At 65.2% G+C, this 20,693-nt stretch carries 21 protein-coding genes; 17 read left to right on the top strand and 4 right to left on the bottom strand.

Annotated features, from left to right (window positions below; all coding sequences use genetic code 11):
* The coding region (locus tag DVH23_RS11040; protein ID WP_157972393.1) for an RNA-guided endonuclease TnpB family protein at positions 1-1,098 on the top strand (1,098 nt) is incomplete at its 5' end.
* Between the two features lie 126 nt (positions 1,099-1,224).
* On the opposite strand, the gene DVH23_RS11045 is transcribed toward DVH23_RS11040, so the two are convergent.
* On the bottom strand, positions 1,225-1,656 hold the full coding sequence (locus tag DVH23_RS11045; RefSeq protein WP_114577494.1) for a universal stress protein: 432 nt from the start codon (positions 1,654-1,656) through the stop codon (positions 1,225-1,227).
* Positions 1,657-2,205: 549 nt separating this feature from the next.
* On the bottom strand, positions 2,206-3,324 hold the full coding sequence (locus DVH23_RS11050) for a lamin tail domain-containing protein (RefSeq protein ID WP_114577495.1): 1,119 nt from the start codon (positions 3,322-3,324) through the stop codon (positions 2,206-2,208).
* A 146-nt stretch (positions 3,325-3,470) separates the two neighbouring features.
* Here DVH23_RS11050 and DVH23_RS11055 point away from each other — a divergent pair, with 146 nt between their 5' ends.
* The 15 genes from DVH23_RS11055 to DVH23_RS11125 all read left to right on the top strand — a co-directional run bounded on the left by DVH23_RS11055 (position 3,471) and on the right by DVH23_RS11125 (position 16,372).
* Positions 3,471-4,571, top strand: coding sequence for a pyridoxal phosphate-dependent aminotransferase (locus DVH23_RS11055; RefSeq protein ID WP_114577496.1), 1,101 nt, complete (start codon positions 3,471-3,473; stop codon positions 4,569-4,571).
* Positions 4,572-4,643: 72 nt separating this feature from the next.
* Positions 4,644-6,029 (top strand): tRNA pseudouridine(13) synthase TruD, encoded by a 1,386-nt coding sequence (truD, locus tag DVH23_RS11060; protein ID WP_114577497.1) that lies wholly within the window; start codon positions 4,644-4,646, stop codon positions 6,027-6,029.
* A 43-nt stretch (positions 6,030-6,072) separates the two neighbouring features.
* Positions 6,073-6,789 carry a DUF2103 domain-containing protein gene (locus DVH23_RS11065; RefSeq protein ID WP_114577498.1) on the top strand — a complete coding sequence of 239 codons (717 nt, stop codon included), beginning with the start codon at positions 6,073-6,075 and terminating at the stop codon, positions 6,787-6,789.
* Between the two features lie 49 nt (positions 6,790-6,838).
* Entirely contained in the window at positions 6,839-7,102 is a 264-nt protein-coding gene (locus DVH23_RS11070; RefSeq protein WP_114577499.1) for a 50S ribosomal protein L37ae, read from the top strand.
* Positions 7,102-7,236, top strand: a complete 135-nt coding sequence (locus tag DVH23_RS11075; protein ID WP_114577500.1) for a DNA-directed RNA polymerase subunit P — start codon at positions 7,102-7,104, stop codon at positions 7,234-7,236. The genes DVH23_RS11070 and DVH23_RS11075 overlap by 1 nt, the downstream gene beginning before the upstream one ends.
* A 3-nt stretch (positions 7,237-7,239) precedes the next feature.
* A complete protein-coding gene (locus DVH23_RS11080) occupies positions 7,240-7,536 on the top strand; it encodes a KEOPS complex subunit Pcc1 (RefSeq protein WP_114577501.1) in 297 nt (98 codons plus the stop codon).
* Between the two features lie 75 nt (positions 7,537-7,611).
* On the top strand, positions 7,612-7,998 hold the full coding sequence (locus DVH23_RS11085) for a prefoldin subunit beta (RefSeq protein ID WP_114577502.1): 387 nt from the start codon (positions 7,612-7,614) through the stop codon (positions 7,996-7,998).
* A gap of 1 nt (position 7,999) precedes the next feature.
* Complete coding sequence (locus DVH23_RS11090) at positions 8,000-8,257, top strand: DUF3194 domain-containing protein (protein WP_114577503.1); 258 nt, start codon at positions 8,000-8,002, stop codon at positions 8,255-8,257.
* A gap of 567 nt (positions 8,258-8,824) precedes the next feature.
* Complete coding sequence (locus tag DVH23_RS11095) at positions 8,825-9,073, top strand: hypothetical protein (RefSeq protein ID WP_114577504.1); 249 nt, start codon at positions 8,825-8,827, stop codon at positions 9,071-9,073.
* Between the two features lie 46 nt (positions 9,074-9,119).
* Entirely contained in the window at positions 9,120-10,028 is a 909-nt protein-coding gene (locus DVH23_RS11100) for a HEAT repeat domain-containing protein (RefSeq protein WP_114577505.1), read from the top strand.
* A 126-nt stretch (positions 10,029-10,154) separates the two neighbouring features.
* Entirely contained in the window at positions 10,155-12,092 is a 1,938-nt protein-coding gene (locus DVH23_RS11105; RefSeq protein ID WP_114577506.1) for an ABC transporter substrate-binding protein, read from the top strand.
* A 24-nt stretch (positions 12,093-12,116) separates the two neighbouring features.
* A complete protein-coding gene (locus DVH23_RS11110; RefSeq protein WP_114577507.1) occupies positions 12,117-13,124 on the top strand; it encodes an ABC transporter permease in 1,008 nt (335 codons plus the stop codon).
* Positions 13,111-14,208, top strand: a complete 1,098-nt coding sequence (locus DVH23_RS11115; protein WP_114577508.1) for an ABC transporter permease — start codon at positions 13,111-13,113, stop codon at positions 14,206-14,208. The genes DVH23_RS11110 and DVH23_RS11115 overlap by 14 nt, the downstream gene beginning before the upstream one ends.
* Positions 14,209-15,282: an ABC transporter ATP-binding protein gene (locus tag DVH23_RS11120; protein ID WP_114577509.1), complete on the top strand. Its 1,074-nt coding sequence runs from the start codon at positions 14,209-14,211 to the stop codon at positions 15,280-15,282. It abuts the gene before it with no gap.
* On the top strand, positions 15,275-16,372 hold the full coding sequence (locus DVH23_RS11125) for an ABC transporter ATP-binding protein (protein ID WP_114577510.1): 1,098 nt from the start codon (positions 15,275-15,277) through the stop codon (positions 16,370-16,372). The genes DVH23_RS11120 and DVH23_RS11125 overlap by 8 nt, the downstream gene beginning before the upstream one ends.
* Before the next feature lie 772 nt (positions 16,373-17,144).
* Here DVH23_RS11125 and DVH23_RS11130 read toward each other — a convergent pair.
* The gene (locus tag DVH23_RS11130) at positions 17,145-18,239 is read right to left on the bottom strand and encodes a Gfo/Idh/MocA family protein (RefSeq protein ID WP_198667912.1); all 1,095 of its coding nucleotides are present in this window, start codon (positions 18,237-18,239) and stop codon (positions 17,145-17,147) included.
* 55 nt (positions 18,240-18,294) lie between these two features.
* Positions 18,295-19,362, bottom strand: a complete 1,068-nt coding sequence (gfo6, locus tag DVH23_RS11135) for a D-xylose 1-dehydrogenase Gfo6 (RefSeq protein WP_114577511.1) — start codon at positions 19,360-19,362, stop codon at positions 18,295-18,297.
* A 197-nt stretch (positions 19,363-19,559) separates the two neighbouring features.
* On the opposite strand from gfo6, the gene nadA reads away from it, so the two are divergent.
* Complete coding sequence (gene nadA / locus DVH23_RS11140) at positions 19,560-20,693, top strand: quinolinate synthase NadA (protein WP_114577512.1); 1,134 nt, start codon at positions 19,560-19,562, stop codon at positions 20,691-20,693.

Here is a 20,693-nt window from a genome sequence, read left to right on the forward strand (position 1 = left end):
GAAGCGAATGACGTGGTGGTAAACTACGACCTGAGCGGATACGCGAAGAACGCGCTCAAGAAGTACGTCCCACAACTCTGTGGCGGAAGCTACGACGCGAACGAGATTCACGACGACCACCCTGTTCGGTTCACGAACGAAGGTCCGAAGCTCGACCACAACCCACAGAACGCCATCGAGTGGTACGTCAAAATCCCGCACCACGACGACTACAACCTGTGGCTCCCCGCGCAACCAAACCCCGAACAGCGAGAGTGGCTGGAAGCATTGCACGTGGAGGACGCGACGATGGGCGAGTGTCGGCTGTTCGACCGTGGTGGCGAGTGGTACTTGCACATCGTCGCAACGCGGGACGTGGAAGAACGACCCAGTTCGGCGGACGAACCGCCGATTGGGGTAGACATCGGGGAAGCCTCTTTGGTAACGGTGTGTCACCGTGACGAGCGTGGCTCCCCGGCTACACCCAACCTCTGGAACGACGAGGGCAAGCAAGTGCGACAACTCCGTGAGACGTATTTCATGGCGACTCGACGCCTTGAGAAACGCGGAAGCGAACGTATCGCTGAATCCTACGGCGACGAGTTGTGGCGACACGTCGAACACATCCTTCACACGGCCACGTCGGAGGTTGTCGCCTACGCCGGCCAATTCGAGAACCCCGTGCTGGTTCTGGAAGACTTGACTCACATCCGCGAGAACATGGACTACGGCGCGTTCATGAACCGGCGGCTTCACGGATGGGGCTTCGCAAAGATGCACGCTCAGATTCGGTACAAGGCCACCGAGAAAGGGATTCGCGTGGAGACAGTGAATCCTGCATACACCTCAAAGACGTGCCACTGTTGCGGAGAGCAGGGCTACCGACCCGACCAAGCGACGTTCAAGTGTTCCAACTCGGAGTGTTGGGTTTCGGAGTACCACGCGGACATCAACGCCGCGCTCAATATTGCAGACCGCTACCTCGGCGGAGAGAGCCATTCAAGAGAACACACGGATGGCGATGACTCGGCTGAGGAAGGGGGCTGTTTGACCGGCCCGCAAGACAGCCACGCCGATGCTGAAACCCAGCAATTGACGCTTGGAGCGTATGCGTCTTGAAACCTTAGGGCCGCGCTCGGCCTGAAATCCCATGGTGGGATTCCCGCGACTTTAGGCGCGGGAGGTGGTCAAAACGTTCTGAACGGGAGAAGGTTTTCAATACGGTGGGGTTGGATCCGCGGAGACTCATTCACGAGCGACTAGTACTGAGGTCGTTACCGAGTCGAGAACGTCTTCCGTGGTACTTCCGAAGAGTTGTTCCGAGAGGGTTGATCCCTCGCTTTCTCCGATCACAATGAGGTCGATCCCGTTATCGGCGCTATACTGGTGTATTGCGTCGTCCGGAAATCCTTCGAGAACGGCACGCTCGGAGGTGACACCGGCCTCGTCGGCCCTCTCCTCGGCTTGGGTGAGCGCCGATTCGGCGTCCTCATCGAGCGTTTCAGTGAGGTCGTCCGCGATGTTACCGAGACCTGAGGCGGACATTTCCGTCCCGAGATCTACGACATGTAGGAGATGCACCGTCGCACCCGTACTCGATGCGATCTCCATGCCGTGGTCCAGCGCCGTGGCGCTCGCATCGGATCCATCCGTCGGGATCAATAGGTCGTGGTACACGTCGGCTTGCTACTGGACGGACGACAAAAAGCGTGGCGCGGATAGGACGTGACTGATCAGCATCGGCAGAGTAGCGGATTCGGAATGCCTGCCGAGAGAAATCGTTCGTGCTGGCTTCGTGCTCTATCTCGCATTGCTCTACCGAGATCACGGAATGTGGAATCACTGATAGCGGTAGATACCACGCTCGGAGTAACGCGGTCGATACGACGGAGATGAGGAGCGGAGGGCCGTGTCAGTCGGACCTCGCCCGCGAGCCGGTCGTGGCGACCGACCCGTTCGGGGGATGGGACCGACGGGAAAAGTAGCTGCCCCAAGCTGAAAGGACGGTTGTAGCTTGGGAGGGCGACGGGCGCCGATCGCTCGTGGTACAACCCGCTGCGGCGCTCGATCGGTCGTGCGTAACGGAGTACGCCGTCGGTGTCGAGTTCCAGGTGACCGACTGTGGACCGACGGAATGAGCTGCTCGATCCGTCGTGAACTTCCTCGCGAGGGATCTCCAGTGTCCTCCGGGGGACGGACTCCCCTCCCGTGCGGGTCGGATGCTCGCTACCGCAAGCACGCTTCGTCGTCGGTGTCGTCGTGCTCGTAGTCGTCGATTGCGTCCCCGTTCCGGTCTCGAAGCACCACGAGTCCGGTGCCGTCCATGACCGAGGTCTCGTCTCCGTCCCCGAAGCCAGCGTGATGGATGTAGACACCCGGATCCGTATCGAGCCACGTGTCCTCTCCCGCTCGGCTCCTGAGCTCGAGTATCTCTCCCTCCTCTAGCTCGAGTTCGGGGATCGTGTACTGTCTCGTTGCCTCTTCGTTCACGTACTCTACGGTGAAGTCGGTCACGTCGATGGCACACTCTCCCGTGTTCTCGATCCGGAGGTATTCGTAGCTGATGTACTTTCGTTCGACCTCCTCCGGGCACGTGTACTTAATCTCGAGGGCGTCCTCGGTCCTGCAGGCGTCCTCGTCATAGCGCTTCTCGTCGATGACGTCTCCATCGTCGTTCCGAAGCGTCACGACCCCGGAGCCGTCCATCACGGAGGTATCCGTCGAGTCGCCGAAGCCCGCAGAACGGAGGTAGATGGGTGGAGACGACTCCAGTACGGAGTCCGGGCGGCCGTAGCTCCGAAGCACTATCCGCGCACCGGGCTCTACTTCGAGGTCGGAGAGTTCGTACTCGTTTCCGTTCCCGTAATCGATCGTGAATCCGCCGACTTCGATGGCACACTCGCCGTCGTTTACCAGTCGGACGTATTCGTGGCTGATGTAGTCCCGTTCGACCTCGTCGGGATAGATTTCGGAGATTATCAGGTCGCCTTTGCAGTCGCCGTTCCGGTCCGTCCCGTTTGAGCCGTCGTCTTCGTCCGACCCGTTCGATCCCTCGTCCTCATCCGTTCCGTTCGCCTCGTCGGTTCCGCTCGTTCCGCTCGAGCCCCCGTCCTGCTCGGTTCCGTTCGACTCGTCGTCATCGCTCGTCCCGTTCGATTCGTCGTCCCGGTCCGTTCCGTTTGCTTCGTCGTTCTGGTCGAATCCCTTCGCCTCGTCGGTTCCGCTCGTTTCGTTTGCTTCGTCGTCATCGCTCGTCCCGGTCGAGCCCGGCGAACCGTCCATACCCGTCTCCAGACACCCGCCGAGAACGCCAACGCCCGCTACCAGGAGTGTGCGTCGTTTCATGATACGTCGTTCGGATTCTCGGTTGATACGTCTTGGCGACGGTGAAGCTCGTCTATGACCTACCCGAAGGGTTATCCGATGGAAGTCCCCTCGGACGGGGCGCTTCCGACGAAAGACCCACGGACCCTCCGGACCCACTCCACCGCATGGAGTACGAGACCCCGCTTTTCTTCCACGTCATGCGCTACGCGGTCCGGGCCGACCGGGACGTGATCGACATGGTCAGCGGCAACCCCGACTGGGAGCCCCCCGAGGCGCTCCGGGAGGGCCTGCGGGAGTACGCCGACCTCGAGAGCAGCGAGTTCCAGTATCCTCCGAGCGACGGCCTCCTCGAGCTCCGCGAGGAGATCGCCGCTCGACGGGGCGTCGACCGCGACCAGGTGGTCGTCACCAACGGCGCCGGCGAGGCGAACTACCTCGCGATGGCTCGAGCCCTCGAGCGCGATCGGGGCTCGGAGGTGCTCCTGACGGACCCGGTCTACCCCTACTATCCGGGGAAGACGACGCTGCTCGGCGGGAGCCAGCGGTTCGTCGCCGCAGGGGAGGACGGGCAACTCGACCCGGAGAGGGTTCGGGAGGCCGCGAGCACCGACACCGGCTGTCTCGTCGTCAACACGCCGAACAACCCCACTGGAGCGGTCTACCCCGAGGAGACGATGCGGGAACTCGTCGCCGTCGCCGAGGAGTACGACGCGATCCTCCTCAGCGACGAGGTCTACGACCACTACGACCTCTCGGGGACGTTCGCGAGCGCGCTCGGCGTCGAGTCCGAGAACCGGATCGTCACCGACTCCGTCTCGAAGACGCTCGCGATCACAGGGTTTCGCGTCGGCTACGCCGTCTTTCCTCACGACCTCGTCGAGGAGGCCAAGAGCCGCCACATGCTGATCAACGTCGCCGGCAGCCGACCGGCCCAGTACGCCGTCCTCGACGCTCTCCGCGAGACCGATCCCGCCTACCACGAGGCCAACCGGGAACTGCTCGCCGAACGGGTCGAGACCTTTACCGGGGCCCTCGAGGCGGCGGGCGCTGAGTACACCCGTCCCGACGGAGCGTTCTACGTGATGGCCCGATTCGAGGGGTATCCCGGCACCCTCGAGAACGTCGAGGCACTGATCGACGATATCGGCGTCGCGGGGATGCCAGGGGAGGCCTTTGGCGACTCCCGTTCGGACTGGCTCCGGTTCGCGCTGGTCACGCCCCGCGTCGAGGAGGCCGCAGAGCGCCTCGCCGAGCGGTTCGGCTGAGGCGTGAGCGGCCGGCGTAGCGGACGGGAGCGGACCGGGAGGCCTTTGGCGCGGCTTCCCCCATCTCCTCCAATGCGTCCGGCACACCCCACGGAGGAGGCCGTCGGCATCGAGGGTTACGCCAGCGAGGCCGACGGCGTCGGCGGTCGACTGCGGGGCCGCGACGACCGGTTCCGGGTCCGCGAGCTCGAGGCGTTCCCGACCGAGCTCCTGGATGCGAGCACGGACGCCTACCCCCACCTCGTCTTCCGAGCGACGCTGTCGAACTGGGACACCAACGACTTCGCCAAACGGCTCTCCGATGCCCTCGAGATGAGCCGCGAACGGGTCTCGTGGGCGGGAACGAAGGACAAGTACGCCCGGACGACCCAACTGTTCTCGATCGACGCCCCCGATCTCGCGCCCGCAGACCTCCCGGAGATCGACGGCGCGGGGATCGAGCCCATCGGCCGGGCGGGGCGGGGACTCGAGTTCGGCGACCTCGCGGGCAACGCCTTCGATATCGTTGTCGACGACCCCGAGCGCCCCGAGAACGCGCCGGGGATCACCGAGGAGCTGGCGGCGTTCGCCGGCGACGGTGGACCCGATAGCGGGGACGGCGAGGACGAGGCTGCGGAGGGCGACGGGCAGGCGATCGGCGTCCCCAATTTCTTCGGCCAGCAACGGTTCGGCAGCCGTCGACCGGTGACCCATGCCGTCGGTCTCGAGATCGTTCGGGGCGACTGGGAGGGGGCGGTGATGGCCTACCTCGGCGGCCCCACGGCGGACGAACCCGAGCAGACCCAGGAGGCACGGCGGTTCGTCGAGGACACCCGCGACTGGCAGGACGCCCTCGAGGAGTTCCCGCGGGGACTGGGCTACGAGCGGTCGATGCTCCACGAACTCGCCGGCCACGGCGAGGAGCCGGATCCCGACGTGTTCCGGGCCGCCATCGAGAAACTTCCCTCGAACCTCCAGCGGCTGTTCGTCCACGCCGCCCAGTCCTACGCGTTCAACCGGATCTGTAGCGAGCGGCTCCGGCGCGAGTTGCCGTTCGACCGGCCGGTCGAGGGCGACGTCGTCTGCTTTCTCGACGGCGACCTCTCGGGGGAGCTCGCGGTACCGGACCCCGACCGGAGCCAGCGGGTCACCGATCGACGTGTGGAGTCTGTCGCGCGCCACTGTGCGCGCGGGCGGGCGTTCGTCACCGCGCCGCTGGTCGGAACCGACACCGAACTCGCCGACGGCGAACAGGGCGAGATCGAACGCGAAGTCTTGGACGAACTCGACCTCGCGCCCGCCGACTTCGATCTCTCCGGCGAGTTTCACTCGACTGGAACCCGGAGGGCGATCCTCGTCCGGACCAAGATCGAAGTCGAGCACGACCCTCTCGAGTTCTCGTTTGCGCTCCCGAAGGGCGCGTACGCGACCGTGGTGGCCCGAGAGTACATGAAGGTCGACCCGATCGACATGGGATAGACGAGAACGCGCCCGTTTTAGGGCGCCGGCCGAAACCTCGGCCATGGAGTGTCGGCAGTGTGGCTCCCCCATAGAGAAGCCCGGCGACTTCTGTCTGGTCTGCCGGGAGGCCAACACGGGAACGGTGGTCCTCGAGGCGGGCCGCGAGCGGGCGACGATCACGATGCTCGACGGCGAGGAGGTCGTCGGCGAGACGACGGTGACGACGACGCCCGAGGAGGGAGAGTTGGAGCCGGTCGAACGTCGGAACTTCGCGGGGCTCCTCGGCGACGAGATCCGGCGCAAGCGCCCCGAGGAGGTGTACGCCGCGGGCGACCGGGAGGTGGTCCGGGCGGTGAGAGACGACGTCCACCACACGTTCCTGCGAGTCGACGACGAGGACCCCGTCGGGGCGGTCCTCGCGGGCCGGGGCGACCGGGCGCCGGACGTCGTCGAGACTCCGCCTCTGGAGAAGATCGGCGGGAGCCACTCGACGCTCATCGGGGGTCGAACCGGGATGGCGGCGATCCGGGCGGTCGCCGATCACCCCCACGTCAAGAAGGTGATCCCCGGACCGATCGACGCGGGCGGCTCGGGCTCGCAGTCGGGCCTGCGCGCGAAGGTGACCCGCGCCGACGACGGCGGCAACATCCGGATGCTCCTGCGCGACGGTTCGAGCGTCCAGGAGAACCGGATCGTGACGACTGCCCGCGATCGGGAGATAGGCGAGCGGATCCGGGAGGATCTCAACGGCGTCCTGGACGAGGAGGGGTTTCGGTGACGGACCGGACTCAACAGGTTTATTGGCCCGCTGACGATAGGGATAGCATATGGCTCAAGGAACCCGAATCGTCGGCAGCGCGGGCCGGTTTGGCGCACGCTACGGCCGCGTCTCCCGCCGGCGGGTCGCCGAGATCGAAGCGGACATGGAATCGGCCACCGTCGACGACGACGACGTCACCCGCGTCGGCACCGGCATCTGGAAGAACGAGGAGACGGGCGAGCTCTTTACGGGAGGCGCCTACCGGCCGGAAACCCCCGCAGGCCGGACCGTTCGCCGGTCGATCCGGGCCGCCCTCGGCGAGGACGAGTAATGGCCTACAAGTGCTCGCGCTGTAAACGCGACGTCGAACTCGACGAGTACGGCGGCGTCCGCTGTCCGTACTGTGGCCACCGCGTCCTGCTCAAGGAGCGCAGCCGCGACGTCAAGGAAGTCGCCGTCGAGTAGCCGGTGGGGTCTTCGCCCGTACACGAGGCCGTTCTCTCGTTCGAGTACGACTCGCCGGGCAGCGCGCGGATCGTCGCCGAGAGCGTCGCCCGCGAGGTCGGCGAGATCGACGACGATCGGTCGTGGACCGAACTCGACCGCGAGGAGAGGCGAGTTACGATCGAGATCGGCGCCCGCGACGCGGTCGCGCTCCGAGCGGCACTCAACACCTGGTTCTCGCTGATCGACGTCGCCGAACGGGTTGAGGAGATCGCCTCGCGGGACGGTCCTTCGGTCGAGGGTGCGCGTCGCGACGAGTGACGGGCCCACCCCCAACGGGGTTTCGATCGATGGACAAAGCTTGGCTTTATCAGGCCGGATCACGACCGTCGAGATATGCAGGGTAATCTGCCGCCGGAAGCACAGGAGAAAATCGACGAACTGCAGGGCCTCCAGGAGACGGCCCAGACCGTCGCCGTCCAGAAACAGGAAGCCGAGTCGACGATGACCGACGCCGAGAACGCCCTCGACGAACTGGAGGGCATCGACGAGGACACCACGATGTACCGCCAGGTCGGCGAACTGTTCGTCGAGACCGAGTACGACGACGCCGAGGAAGAACTCTCCGAGAAAGTCGACAGCCTCGAGGTCCGCCTCGAGACCCTCGAAAAACAGGAGGATCGCGTCCAACAGCAGTTCGAGGAGCTCCAGGGCGAACTCGAGGACCTATTGGGCGGTGGCGGCGCCATGGGCGGTCCCGGCGGTCCCGCAGGCGGCGCGTAGGATGGCCGAGGGGGGACCCACGGACGAGGAGGTCGTCCGGACCGCGGCCGAGGCCGCCGAGGGCGTCGTCTTCGCCCGCTACAAACAGTCGGCGGTCCGCGATCTGGACGTCACCGTCAGCTTCGAAAACGACGTTCTCGACGTCGACGTCTACCTGAACCCGCCCGCCGACGCCGACCCGGACCCCGACCGGGTCGCCGACGACGCCGCACTGGCCGCACGGTCGGCCGTCGACGACCTCTTCGCTTCGAGCGGGTAACCGTTCTCGCGTGACGTTTTCGCTGGCCCTTTCGCTCGCCCCCAGTCGCCCCCTTCGAGAGCGTCCCGTGTCCTTCCTGAGGGGATATTATACGATATAAAGTTATCTCATATCGACTATGGTTCGGACCCCCGAGATCGTGAGGCGGACCCATATAAGCGAATTAGCGGCCGTGATACCAGCTATCGGAGAGGCCGGACGATGGCTTCCTCAATCGGATTATCGGCCGCCTCGTCACTTGGATAGGATACTTCACGAGAGATACAGAACGAGCGCCGACTTCCCGGTCGACGAGGAATCGAGAAACCTGGAAATAGTAAACCAAATTATTGGATCGATATACTATCGAACTTATGGTACTATCGGCCCGGGCGGGGTCGGAACCGACCCCGTGCCGATCGGGGATCGGGTCCCGGGACCGTCACGGCGCCCGGGATGGCGAACGCCAGGTCGTCGCCGGTCGCGTTCGCTCGCGAAGCGGTCCCTGTCCCGATGGATATTAAACGGTCGGCCAGGGAATGGGGCCATGCATCGGAGTCCGGCCGCCCGCGGTCCCCGTCCCGGGCGATGAGTGCGAGCGAGCGGTTCTGGGACCTGGTCTGTGACCATCGGCCACATCTGACCTTTCTCCTTTCGTTGCTGGTCGGGCTCGGAGCCATTACCGTCCTGGGCTTCTGGCTGGCCGACCCCGGCTCCCCGGAGTACGTCATCGCGGTCGTCAACATGGGAATCGTCCTCGTCGCCTTCGTCCCGATCGGCTACTGTATCCGGCGGTGTCTCCGGCGCGAGCAGTACGCCGAGGACTCCAGCGAGTGAGCCGGCGGCCGGGAACTATTTAACGCTCACGCGGCCCATACCGAGCATGGATCAGACGCGTGAGGTGCCGACCCACCTCGTCGATACCGCCAGATCCGATCCCGACGCGATCGACGGAAAGGACGTCGAGACACTCCTTGCGGACGACCGGGAGGAGATGCGCAACACGGGCCTGAAGGTGTTGGTCGGGCTGGCCATCGACGATCCCGACCGGGTCGTCCCGTTCGCCGACGACGTCGTCGACTGCCTCGACGAGTCCTACGGGCTCGCGCGCAGCCACGCCGCGCTCGTCTGCTGGCTCCTCGCCGAGGAACGCCCCGACCTCGTCGAGCCGGCGATCCCGAAACTCGTCGCCAACCTCCGGGACATCGCCCCGCTCTACCGGTTCCGGGCGGCACGGGCCGTCGCGGCGCTGGGCCGGCAGCGACCGGCGTCGTTCGTCGACCACGCCGACGGGCTGGTCGCGGCCATCGTCGAGGGACCGAACCTCCCCGAACCCGGCGAGCCGACACCACCGGACGCCGAGGAGACGATCGACCTCCCCGAACCCGATCTCGCGCGCTCGGCCGCGACGAAGGAGGTCGCCGCGAACGTCCTCGTGGCGGTCGCCGGCGAGGCCCCGGCGGTCGTCGCCGACCGCTTTCCCGATCTGGTCCCCGAACTCGAACACGACGACCAGGTCGAGCACGTCCGGGGCGGGATCGTGGACGCCATCGGACGCGTCGCCAGAGCCGACCCGGCGGCCGCAGAGTCCGCGATCGACCCCCTGATCGACCTGCTCGAGGACGACTCGCGGCTGGTCCGGAGCCGGGCGATCCGGGCGCTCGGCTATGCCGAGGCCGCCGGGGCGATCGAGCCGCTCCGGGAGGTCGCCGAGAGCGATCCCGACCCGGACGTTCGGGATCTCGCGAGCGAGACGGCCGACTGGCTCGAGGAGAACGTCCTCGCGTCGTAGCCGCCACAGCGACGGAACCCGCCGGTTGGTCGGGAATCTCCGCCGTCGGAGGGCGTTTCTTGCCGAGTCCATCACGTGAAACAACTAAGTAATGTTTATGTATGTCGGGCAGAACAGGATAGGTGTATGGCTGATAAGCGTCAGCAAGACGGATACGACGGGGTAGTCTCGCGACGACGGTTCGTCGCGCTCACGGGCGCGTCGGGTGCCGCCGCGCTCGCAGGGTGTATGGGCGACGACGGCGGGAACGGGAACGGAAACGGGAACGGAAACGGAAACGGCAATGGGAACGGGAACGGAAACGGGAACGGGAACGGGAACGGAAACGGGAACGGGAACGGTAATGGCAACGGCAATGGGAACGGAAACGGCAACGGCGAGGGGAACGAAAGCGAGGGCAACGAGAGCGAGGGCGACGCTCCCGCACAGGTCGACCAGTGGTTCGTCACGGGCAACTGGAGCGACCCGACGAACGTCCAGTTCAACCCCTACAACCCGGCGAACCAGGGCGGCCAGCTCGAGAACGCGCTCTGGGAGGAGTTCGCGAACTACAACATCGCGACCGGCGAGTGGATCGCCCACGCCGCGACCGACTGGGAGATCGGCGAGGAGGAAGTCACCGTAGAGCTCCGGGACGACCTCGTCTGGAGCGACGGCGAGTCCGTCACCGCCGAGGATGTCGTCGTCGGGATGCGCCTCGCGGAGTACCAGGACGGCGAGATCTGGGACTTCGCGGAGTCGGTCGAGGCCGACGGCGAGACGACCGTCGTCATCACCCTCTCGGGGCCCGCAAACCAGGAGATCATGCAATGGGTGCTGTTGACCCAGTGGGTCAACGCCCCCTCCCAGGTGTACGGCGAGTACCTCCAGCGGATCGATGACGGGGAGGACTCGGAGGAGGTCATGGGCGAACTGGCCTCCATGGCCGACCGTCAGCCGGTCACCTGTGGCCCGTTCCAGTTCTCCGACGAGGACTCGACCGAGCAGTACATGGCCGCGCCGGCGTTCGACGACCACCCCGACGCCGACTTCATCAACTTCAACGGCTACCGGATGGAACAGCGAAGCAGCAACGACGCCTACTACCAGGCGCTCGCGGGCGGGGAGTTCGACGGCCTCCTCAGCCTGTTCGTTCCCGTCCAGGTTATCGAAGGACAGTTCGGCGACGACTTAGACGAGATCCAGATCCCCGGCACGTTCGGCGCCGGGATCGTCTTCAACCACGACCACGAGGTCTTCGGCCAGCGCGAGGTCCGCCAGGCGATGGCGTTTGCGACCGACTGGGAGCTCGCGGCCCAGAACGCAGACCCCGAATCGAAGCAGGTCCCGGAGGTTCCCTGCGGGATCACGACCGCGGCCATTGAGGACTACCTCGGCGACGAACTCGACAGCTACGAGTCCTACGACCAGAACCAGGAGCAGGCGGCGTCGCTGCTCGAGGACGCCGGCTACGAGCAAAACGGCGACGGGATGTGGGTCGACGGCGACGGGAACACGATCTCGGCCGAGCTCAACTACCCCGCCGGCTGGAGCGACTTCGTCGCGGCCGCCGAGACGGTCGCCTCCCAGCTGAACGAGTTCGGGTTCGACCTCGAACTCGTCGGCGACGAGCGGGGGACCCTAGAGGAGAACCTGGGAGAGAGCAACTTCGAGCTCGCGAACTTCGAGTGGAACGAGGGCGCCGCCGAGTTCAACCATCCCTACTACTCGCTGCGACACAACCTGCTCAACCGCCAGCTGAGCGCCGACAGCTCGTTTTTCAACTACCCCGAGAGCACCGAGGTGCCCGCCAGAGACGGCGACGGGACGATCGAGGTCGACTTCCAACAGCGGCTGAACGACCTCGCCTCCGAGCCCGACGAGGAGGCGGCCCTGGAGATCATCCGGGAGCTGGCCTGGGTCGTCAACCAGGACCTCCCGATCATGCCGATCCAGAGCAAGTTCGAGCAGTCGTTCCTCCGGAACAGCGGCTGGGAGTACCCCGACCCCGGCTCCGACGAGGTCCAGATCCTCTGGCCGCTGTACTGGCTCCCCAAACAGGACAAGCTCCACGCGACCGAGTAACGCGGCCGTACTCTCATCACTCGTATGAACTGGTTCATAAAGCGGATCGGACAGGGACTGTTTACCGTCTTCGCCGTAGCGACGCTCACCTTCGTGTTGGTCCGGACGATGCCCGGCAGCCCCTCACAGCGCCTGGCCTCCCAGATCAGGGAACAACAGCCCAACATGAGCACCCAGGAGATCAACGCGATGGTCGCCCAGCGGATCGGCGTCGACCCCGACCGCCCGCTCCACGAGGCGTACATCGAGTACATGGTGAACCTCGCCCAGGGGAACCTGGGGGAGTCGATCAACTATCAGGAGCCGGTGTTCGACATCATCGCGCGGGCGCTGCCCTGGACGGCGTTCGTGATGACGATCAGCCTGCTTTTCGTCTTCGTCATGGGGCTCGGTCTCGGGGCCGTCATGGCCTACCGGGAGGGCTCACGGTTCGACGTGGGCTCGAGCCTGATCGCCATCTTCCTCAGCTCGGTCCCCTACTACGTCGCGGCGGTCATCCTGATCTACGTACTGGCTATCGAACTCTCGGCGTTCCCGCTTTCCGGGCGGTATCCGAGCGACGTCGAACCGGGGTTCACGCTCGCGTTCGTCGGCGGGGCGCTCTACCACGCCGTCCTGCCGGCGGCGTCGTTCGTCATCACCTCGTGGGGCGGGTTTGCCCTGGGGATGCGGGGCAACAGCATCCAGGTGTTGGGTCAGGACTACATCCGGGTCGCGAAGCTCCGGGGGCTGACCGACCGGCGGATCGCGCTGCGATACGTCGGGCGAAACGCCGTCCTCCCGATGTGGACGAGCTTCCTCATCACGATCGGGTTCATGTTCGGCTCGTCGATCATCTTGGAGGAGATCTTCTCCTACCGGGGGATCGGCTACTACATGTTCGACTCGATCGACAACCGCGACTACCCGGTGATGATGGGGACGTTCCTCGTCATCACGATCTGTGTGATCGTCGCGGTGTTGATCGCCGACATGACCTACGGGAAGATCGACCCGCGTGTCGAGGCCGGAGGTGACAATGAAGCGTACTGACGACGACCGCGCGACCGACGGCGGGACGAAGCCGGCGGCCGACGGCGGCACCGGCGACGTCTTCGCCTTCGAGGCGACCGAGGACGTCACGACCGTCCAGCGCTACCGCGAGTTCCTCCACGAGGCGGTCTACCTGCCCGCGCGGGAGGCCTGGCGCGACTGGCGGATGAAAGTCGGGCTCTTTCTCATCGCCGGCTATCTGGCGATGGGGCTGATCGCCTGGATCTCGGGTTCGAGCTTCGGGATCTGGGAGGGCGTCACGATCATCGAACAGCCGACCTCCAACCAGTTCGGCGGCTTCGAGTACAACAATCAGCCCCCCTTCCAGAGCATGGAGTACCCGCTCGGGACCGACTCGACGGGCCGGGACATCCTGGGAGGGATCGTCCACGCGACCCCGGACATGCTGAAGATGACGTTCGCCGGCGGCGTCTACGTCGTCGTCGTCGCCACCGTCGTCGGCACCGTCGCCGGCTACAAGGGCGGACGGGTCGATTCCGTTCTCACGACGATATCGGACGTCGTCATGACGATTCCCGGCCTGCCGCTGGTGATCGTCGTCGCGACGATGATCGATCCGCGAAACCCCTGGATCATCGGCCCGCTGCTGGTCGTCGGCTGGTGGGCCGGCCTCGCCCGGACGATCCGGGCCCAGGTGCTCTCGATCCGGGAACACTCCTACGTCGAGGCCTCCCGGACGATGGGGATCACCACACCGCGGATCATCCAGAAGGACATTCTGCCGAACCTGATGCCGTACATCATGGTCAACTTCGTGATGTCGGCACGCCAGGTGATCTTCAACGGCGTCGGGCTCTACTTCTTGGGCATCCTGGCCCACGGGAGCTACTCCGACAACTGGGGCGTGATGATGCAGTTCGCCTACACCCACGCGAGCGCGCTGCTCGTCCCCGAACGAGCCTATCAGCTCCTGATCCCGATGGCGGTGATCGTGGGGCTTTCGTTCGGACTCATCCTGTTCTCCCAGGGGACCGACCGACTGTTCAACCCCCGCGTCAGACACCGGGGATCGGGCGAGACCGAAGAGGAGGGCGACGACCAAGTGACGACGACGATCACATAAATGAGCACGCACGAACCAACGCGAACGAACGACGCGAGGACCCACGAGGTCGCCGACCCGATCCTCGAGATCAGAGACGCCGAGGTCGTCTTCGAGATGGACCGGGGCGTCTCGCGGGTGCTCGACAACGTCTCGATCGACATCGAACGCGGCGAGGTACTCGGCATCGTCGGCGAGTCGGGCTCGGGGAAGTCGATGCTCGCCTCCGCGATGCTCGACGCCGTCGTCGATCCGGGCATCCTGTCGGGGGAGATCACGTTCCATCCCCCAGACGGCGAGCCCGTTGACGTCCTCGCCCAGGACCAGGAAGGAATCAGGGAGCTTCGCTGGGAGGACATCTCGATGGTGTTCCAGGGCGCGATGAGCTCCTTTAACCCGACGATGAAGGTCGGAGGCCATTTCGAGGAGACCCTGAAAGCCCACGAGTACGACGTCGAGGCGGGGATGGAGCGGGCCAGGGAGCTCCTGGCCGACCTCTACCTCGAGCCCGATCGGGTACTCGACTCCTTTGCCCACGAACTCTCGGGTGGCATGCAACAGCGCGCGCTGATCGCGCTCTCGCTGGTCCTAGAGCCCGACGTGCTCGTGATGGACGAGCCGACCGCCGCCCTCGACCTCCTGATGCAGCGCTCGATCTTGGCCCTGTTGGAGGAGCTCAAGGCGAAGTACGACCTCACGCTCGTCTTCATCACCCACGACCTGCCCCTGATCGCCGAACTCGCCGACCGGCTGGCGGTGATGTACGCTTTCGAGTTGGTCGAGGTCGCCGACAGCGATTCGATCCTCTCGCGGGCGGCCCACCCTTACACCCGCTCGCTGCTGAACGCGACGCCGAATCTCGACGCGCCGCTGTCGGAGATGCGCCCGATCGAGGGCTCGGCGCCGGACCCGGTGAACGTCCCGGAGGGCTGTTCGTACCATCCCCGGTGTCCGCTCGCCGACGAGGAGTGTGTGAGCCAGGACCCCGGATTCAGGCCAACCCACACCGAGGATCACCTGGCGGCTTGCTTCCACTGGGAGGAGGCAAGCGAGGCGATCCCGTTCAACATCGAACGCGAGGTGAACGATGAGTAGCACGGAGCCGCTGATCTCCCTGAAGGACGTCGAGGTCCACTTCGAGGAGTCGGGGGGAACCTTCGACTTCTTCAGCGAGCCCGAGACCGTCCACGCGGTCGACGGCGTCAGCCTCGACATCGAGGAAAACGACGTGGTCTGTCTCGTCGGCGAGTCGGGCTGTGGGAAGACCACGCTGGGCAAGACCGCGATCGGGCTCCAGCGCCCGACCGGCGGCAGCGTCTCCTATCGGGGCCAGGACATCTGGCAGGCCAAGGACAAGAAGGGCGACGTGGAGGTTCCCTACGGCGACATCCGCCGGGCGCTCCAGATCATCCACCAGGACCCCGGAAGCTCGCTCAACCCCAACCGCCGGGTGATGAAGACCCTTGAGGCGCCCCTGCGGCGCTGGCAGAAAGACATGAGCGCCGGCGACCGTCGTGCACAGGTGCTCCAGATGCTCGAACGGGTCGGGATGACGCCCGCCGAGGACTACGCGAGCCGATACCCACACCAGCTGTCGGGCGGCGAGAAACAGCGCGTCGCGCTCGTGCGCGCGCTGCTCATGGACCCCGACGTCATCCTCGCCGACGAGGCCATCTCGGCGCTGGACGTCTCCCTGCGCGTCGAGATGATGGACCTGATGCTCGAACTCCAGGACCAGTTCGACACCTCCTTCGTCGCCGTCAGCCACGACCTCTCGAACGCGAGATACTTCGCCGCCCACGGCGGCGGTCGGATCGGGGTAATGTACCTCGGCCGGCTGGTCGAGATCGGCCCCGCCGAGGAGATCATCAACAATCCGAAACACCCCTACACGAAGGTGCTCCGGTGGGCGACGCCGAACTTGAAAGAGGAGGCCAGCGGCGAGCCGCCGGTGCGCGCGATCGACATCCCCGATCCGAAGAACCCGCCCGCAGGCTGTCGGTTCCACACCCGGTGTCCGGAGGCCCGGGAGGCTTGTCGGGGCGAGACGCCCGAGTCCTACCAGGTGGACGCCGACCACGAGGTCGCCTGTTTCCGCGAACTCGACGACCACGAGTACTGGTCGAGCCCGGAACTGGCCGGCGAGGGCCCCGGGAACGAGGGCGAACAGTCGTCGGCGGACTGATCGCGGATCGCCGTTTTCGGGCTCACCCGTTTCTCCGCCTCACGCGGAACGTTCTCCATGTTGGTTGCCGACCAGTTCCGTGGGCGTCCTTGTACTCGAGTAGCAGCCGCCTAATTATCGACCGATGACAGTACGGGCCCGACCAGTGGCCAGCGACGGGAGTAGCGGCGTTTCGGCGCTCGGCGCCGGGCTTTCGGTAGCACAGAAGCCCCGCTAGCTCGCCGGGGCCTGCGTCGGCGACGTGAGCCGGGCGGTAGCCGACGGCCGTTTCCCTCCCTCGGTTCCGTCCCCTAGTCTCCGCTCGACCGAACCTCTTCTACAGGTTATGTCTCGATAGGTGAAAACAGATAATCAACGATAGCGGGACGGCTCCCTCTCCCTGTTCTCGATCGAAAAAGTAGAAAGATATACAGGTAATAAATAGATTACAACCGTCGATTCGGGCGTTCGGATCGTGGAACGTCGACAGTGGAGTTACGACCGTAGGGATGTAATCCGTACCACCCGGACCGGCTCGAAACGGTCCGTCCGGAGCTATTGAAAATAAAATATAATTTTATGTATAGAGAATATACCTAAACGCGAAAGTATAGAGAAAGTGTGGGCATCAGCGAGAGTCCTAAAGGGGTGATATTCGGTGATAGAATCCAGCAACGGCGATAATAGGTGGAAACTCAGCCGACCGCTCAATATATAAATATTGATAATAGTAAATTTCGTAGAATGGTGGGAATATTATATTATGGGAATTATATAATTTTCCGGAGAGGTATCAGTCCTGGGTCCGCGGCGAGAGCTCCCCGGATTCGACGAGCGCCTCGAGAGGGTTGTCCTCGACCTCGACGGGGAGGTCGATCCGGGCGCGCCGGCGGACGGATTCGTAGCCCCCGAAGATCACCCCGGCGGTCTGGAGCCCGATCTCGCCGCGGAGTTCGGAGGGGTCGCCGGTCTCCAGAGAGCGGACGACCGCGGCGATCGAGCGGTCCTGGAACACCGAGCCGAACCGTTCTTCCTCGGTCGGTGCGGCGTGCATCGTCTCGCCGCCGACGTCTACGGACTCGCGTTCGCCGTCGCGTTCGACCTCGAGCATCGGCCCGTCGGGGGCGTCGATCCGGATCGTTCCGCCGGTGCCCCGAAGGGCGAGGGCGGCGTCCACGAAGTCCGATCCCTCGCCGGTGGACATGACGCCGTAGACGCCGTTCTCGTAGCGCCACTGGGCCCAGATCTGGTTCTCCTGGTGGGCGCCAAAGCGGACGTCCTCGGTGCGATAGTCGAGTTGGGCGATAACCCACTCGGCAGGCCGGTCGTCGTTGAACATCCCCGCGAGATCGATCGTGTGGGCGCCGGTGTCGTAGAAGTCGCCCCAGCCGATCTCGACGCGCTCCAGGTCCCCGATCGCGCCGTCGTCGAGCAGCCGTTTGGCCTCGGTGAACGGCCGTCCGAACCGGCGCTGGCGGTTGAAGGTGAGCCCGACGCCCTCGCGGTCGCAGACCTCGACCATCCGGCGTGCGTTCTCCAAGGTGTCGGCCATCGGCTTCTCGCAGTGGATCGCCCGGACGGCGCCGCTCTCCGCACAGCCGACGACGATGTCGGCGTGGATCGCCGGCGGGACGCAGACCGAGACGATCTCCGGCTCGACGGCCGCGAGCATCGCCTCGTAGTCCTCGAAGACGTTCCCCTCGCTGATCCCGAACTCGTCGGCGAACGCCTCGCCGTTCTCGGGGACGACGTCGGCACAGGCGGCGACCCGGCAGTCCTCGTGGTTGCGGTAGGCCTCGGCGTGGCGATAACCCATGGCGAACCCCGAGACGGTTGGATTCGCGGGGTCCGGCCCGGTTCCGACGATCGCGACCGTATGCTGGCTCATGCGGCCGGCGGTTTCGGCTCCCGCGAGAAAGCGGTGTCGTTCCCGGCGGCAGGGGTTACAGCGAAACCCGTTCGCCCCGCTCGGCGGCGTCGTAGGCCGCCTCGATCGCCCGGAGGTCTGCAAGCCCGTCGCGGCCGTCGGGTTCGGGGTCGGTTCCCGTCAACACGCAGTAGCCGAAGTAGTCGAACTCCTCGCGGACTTCATCTACGGGTTCGCCCGCGTGTTCCATCCGCATCTCACCGCTTTCGACTATCATCTCGTGGGGAACTACTCCGCCGAACGCCGAGGCGATCCGGACCCTCCCATCGGTGCCGACGAGCTCGAGCTGGCTGCTGGCGTGGGCGTTGAAACTCGCCGTACAGGAGGCCGTCGTGCCGGTCGGGAACTCGAGCTGGAAGGCGACGTGTTCGTCGACGGCCTCGAAGGCGGGGTCGGTCGAGATCGTCGAGGCGTAGACGGAGTCGGGATCGCAGTCCAGCAGATACCGGACGGTGTTCAGCGGGTAGACCCCGAGGTCGACGAGTGCGCCCCCGCCAGCGAGGTCGGGATCGAGCCGCCAGGTGTCGGGCGAGGCATGATCCAGCAGGGGGTTCGAGAAACCGCCATGGACCTGGACGACGTCGCCGACGACGCCGTCCGCGAGGAGATCACGGGTGCGCCTGACCGTCGGCTCGCACTGGAGCCGGTAGGCGGTCATCAGGGTAACCCCCGCGTCGTCGCAGGCGGAGACGACCTCGCGGGCCTCGGCGACGGAGGTCTCAAGGGGCTTCTCGCAGATGACGTGTTTCCCGGCCTCGGCGGCGGCGACCGCGTACTCGCCGTGGAGGGCGTTGGGCGCGGCGACGTAGACCGCGTCGTATGCCTCGCGTTTCTCGCCTGCGAGGAAGGCATCGTAGCCGACGACGTGGTCGATTCCGTACTCCCCGGCGACCTCGGCGGTAGAGCCCGGCGAGCCGGTCACGAGGACCGTCGTCTCGCAGTACGTCCCGTCCTGGATCCCGGGGAGGGCCCGCTCGCGGGCGAAGCCGCCGATCCCGACGATCGCCATCCGGACCCGACCCTCGGGCGATTCGCGCTCCCAGTCCCGGTCGGTGAAGTCGCTGAAGTACTCCTCCAGGGCCATACCCGTCGTACGGAGGGCAGTCACAAGAATCCGACCGTCGCATACGCGGGGTTCGGGAATATCATGTCTTCAGTTCGACTCCGTCGGAATATCGGACAACCAAAACACGACCACAAAATCGAATAGCTACCGATACTGGTCTTTGAAGGAAAATAGTTTTCAACTAGGGCGTGTGAGTGGTGGTCACTGATCGTAACATGGTCGAGATGGAAACCGCCGAGATCGAGACCGACCTGAGCCTGTTCAAGTACGATAACTTAGAGCAGTTGCCGCCCCGGTACCGGGGACTGGACGAGGCCCAACGCGGGCCCCGAATCGAGGCCGCCCTCTCGGAACTCGGCGACAGCGTCGTCGTGTTGGGCCACAACTACCAGCGCCGGGAGATCGTCGAACACGCCGACTTCGTGGGGGACTCGTACGGACTCTCCAAGCGGGCCGCCGAGGCGGACGCCGACTACGTGATCTTCGGCGGGGTGACGTTCATGGCCGAGAGCGCCGACATCATCACCGACGACGAACAAACGGTGATCCTGCCCTCGATGGAGGCCTCCTGCCCGATGGCGGGGATGGCCGAGGCCCTCCAGGTCGATGCCGCCTGGGCCGAGATCACCGGGGCCGCACCCGACGCCGAAATCATCCCGATAACGTACATGAACTCGTACGCGGACCTGAAGGCGTTCTGTGCGGCCCAGGGCGGGCTCGTCTGTACCTCCTCGAACGCCCACCGCGCCTTCGAGTGGGCCCTGGATCGGGGCGACAAGATCCTCTTTCTCCCGGACAAGCACCTCGGGGAGAACACGGCCCATCGGCTGGGGATGGAGGACTCGATCGCCGAGTGGGATCCCTGGGATCCCGAGGGGAAAGACGCCGCGGAGGTCGCAAAGAGCGATATCGTCCTCTGGGAGGGCTACTGCCAGGTCCACGAACGGTTCCGCGAAAGCCACATAGAGCAGGTCCGCGAGGAGTACGAAGGGGCCAGCGTCATCGTCCACCCCGAGTGCCGCCGCGAGGTCGTCGAGGCGGCCGACCGGGCGGGTTCGACCGCCGAGATCCGCGAGACGATCGAGGAGGCCGAGCCGGGCGAGACGTGGGCGATCGGAACCGAGATCCACCTGACGAATCACCTGCGGCGGTGGTATCCCGAGGTGAACGTCGTCCCCCTCTGTGGCGACGCCTGCATGGACTGCAACGCGATGCGCCAGATCGACCCCAACTACCTCACCTGGGTCTTAGAGGAACTCGTAGCGGGCCGCGAGCGAAACGTCATCGAGGTCGCCCCCGAGGAAAAGGAGCTCGCGGGAGTCGCCCTCGAACGGATGCTGGAGGTCTGA

Origin of the sequence: Saliphagus sp. LR7, assembly GCF_003344565.1 — an archaeon.
Taxonomy (GTDB): Archaea; Halobacteriota; Halobacteria; order Halobacteriales; family Natrialbaceae; genus Saliphagus; species Saliphagus infecundisoli.

Coding starts and splice junctions, on each gene's coding strand:
- DVH23_RS11050 (WP_114577495.1), bottom strand. CDS start 3,324: ATGAAACGACGCACACTCCTGGTAGCGGGCGTTGGCGTTCTCGGCGGG.
- DVH23_RS11055 (WP_114577496.1), top strand. CDS start 3,471: ATGGAGTACGAGACCCCGCTTTTCTTCCACGTCATGCGCTACGCGGTC.
- truD (WP_114577497.1), top strand. CDS start 4,644: ATGCGTCCGGCACACCCCACGGAGGAGGCCGTCGGCATCGAGGGTTAC.
- DVH23_RS11065 (WP_114577498.1), top strand. CDS start 6,073: ATGGAGTGTCGGCAGTGTGGCTCCCCCATAGAGAAGCCCGGCGACTTC.
- DVH23_RS11070 (WP_114577499.1), top strand. CDS start 6,839: ATGGCTCAAGGAACCCGAATCGTCGGCAGCGCGGGCCGGTTTGGCGCA.
- DVH23_RS11075 (WP_114577500.1), top strand. CDS start 7,102: ATGGCCTACAAGTGCTCGCGCTGTAAACGCGACGTCGAACTCGACGAG.
- DVH23_RS11085 (WP_114577502.1), top strand. CDS start 7,612: ATGCAGGGTAATCTGCCGCCGGAAGCACAGGAGAAAATCGACGAACTG.
- DVH23_RS11090 (WP_114577503.1), top strand. CDS start 8,000: ATGGCCGAGGGGGGACCCACGGACGAGGAGGTCGTCCGGACCGCGGCC.
- DVH23_RS11095 (WP_114577504.1), top strand. CDS start 8,825: ATGAGTGCGAGCGAGCGGTTCTGGGACCTGGTCTGTGACCATCGGCCA.
- DVH23_RS11100 (WP_114577505.1), top strand. CDS start 9,120: ATGGATCAGACGCGTGAGGTGCCGACCCACCTCGTCGATACCGCCAGA.
- DVH23_RS11105 (WP_114577506.1), top strand. CDS start 10,155: ATGGCTGATAAGCGTCAGCAAGACGGATACGACGGGGTAGTCTCGCGA.
- DVH23_RS11110 (WP_114577507.1), top strand. CDS start 12,117: ATGAACTGGTTCATAAAGCGGATCGGACAGGGACTGTTTACCGTCTTC.
- DVH23_RS11115 (WP_114577508.1), top strand. CDS start 13,111: ATGAAGCGTACTGACGACGACCGCGCGACCGACGGCGGGACGAAGCCG.
- DVH23_RS11120 (WP_114577509.1), top strand. CDS start 14,209: ATGAGCACGCACGAACCAACGCGAACGAACGACGCGAGGACCCACGAG.
- DVH23_RS11125 (WP_114577510.1), top strand. CDS start 15,275: ATGAGTAGCACGGAGCCGCTGATCTCCCTGAAGGACGTCGAGGTCCAC.
- DVH23_RS11130 (WP_198667912.1), bottom strand. CDS start 18,239: ATGAGCCAGCATACGGTCGCGATCGTCGGAACCGGGCCGGACCCCGCG.
- gfo6 (WP_114577511.1), bottom strand. CDS start 19,362: ATGGCCCTGGAGGAGTACTTCAGCGACTTCACCGACCGGGACTGGGAG.
- nadA (WP_114577512.1), top strand. CDS start 19,560: ATGGTCGAGATGGAAACCGCCGAGATCGAGACCGACCTGAGCCTGTTC.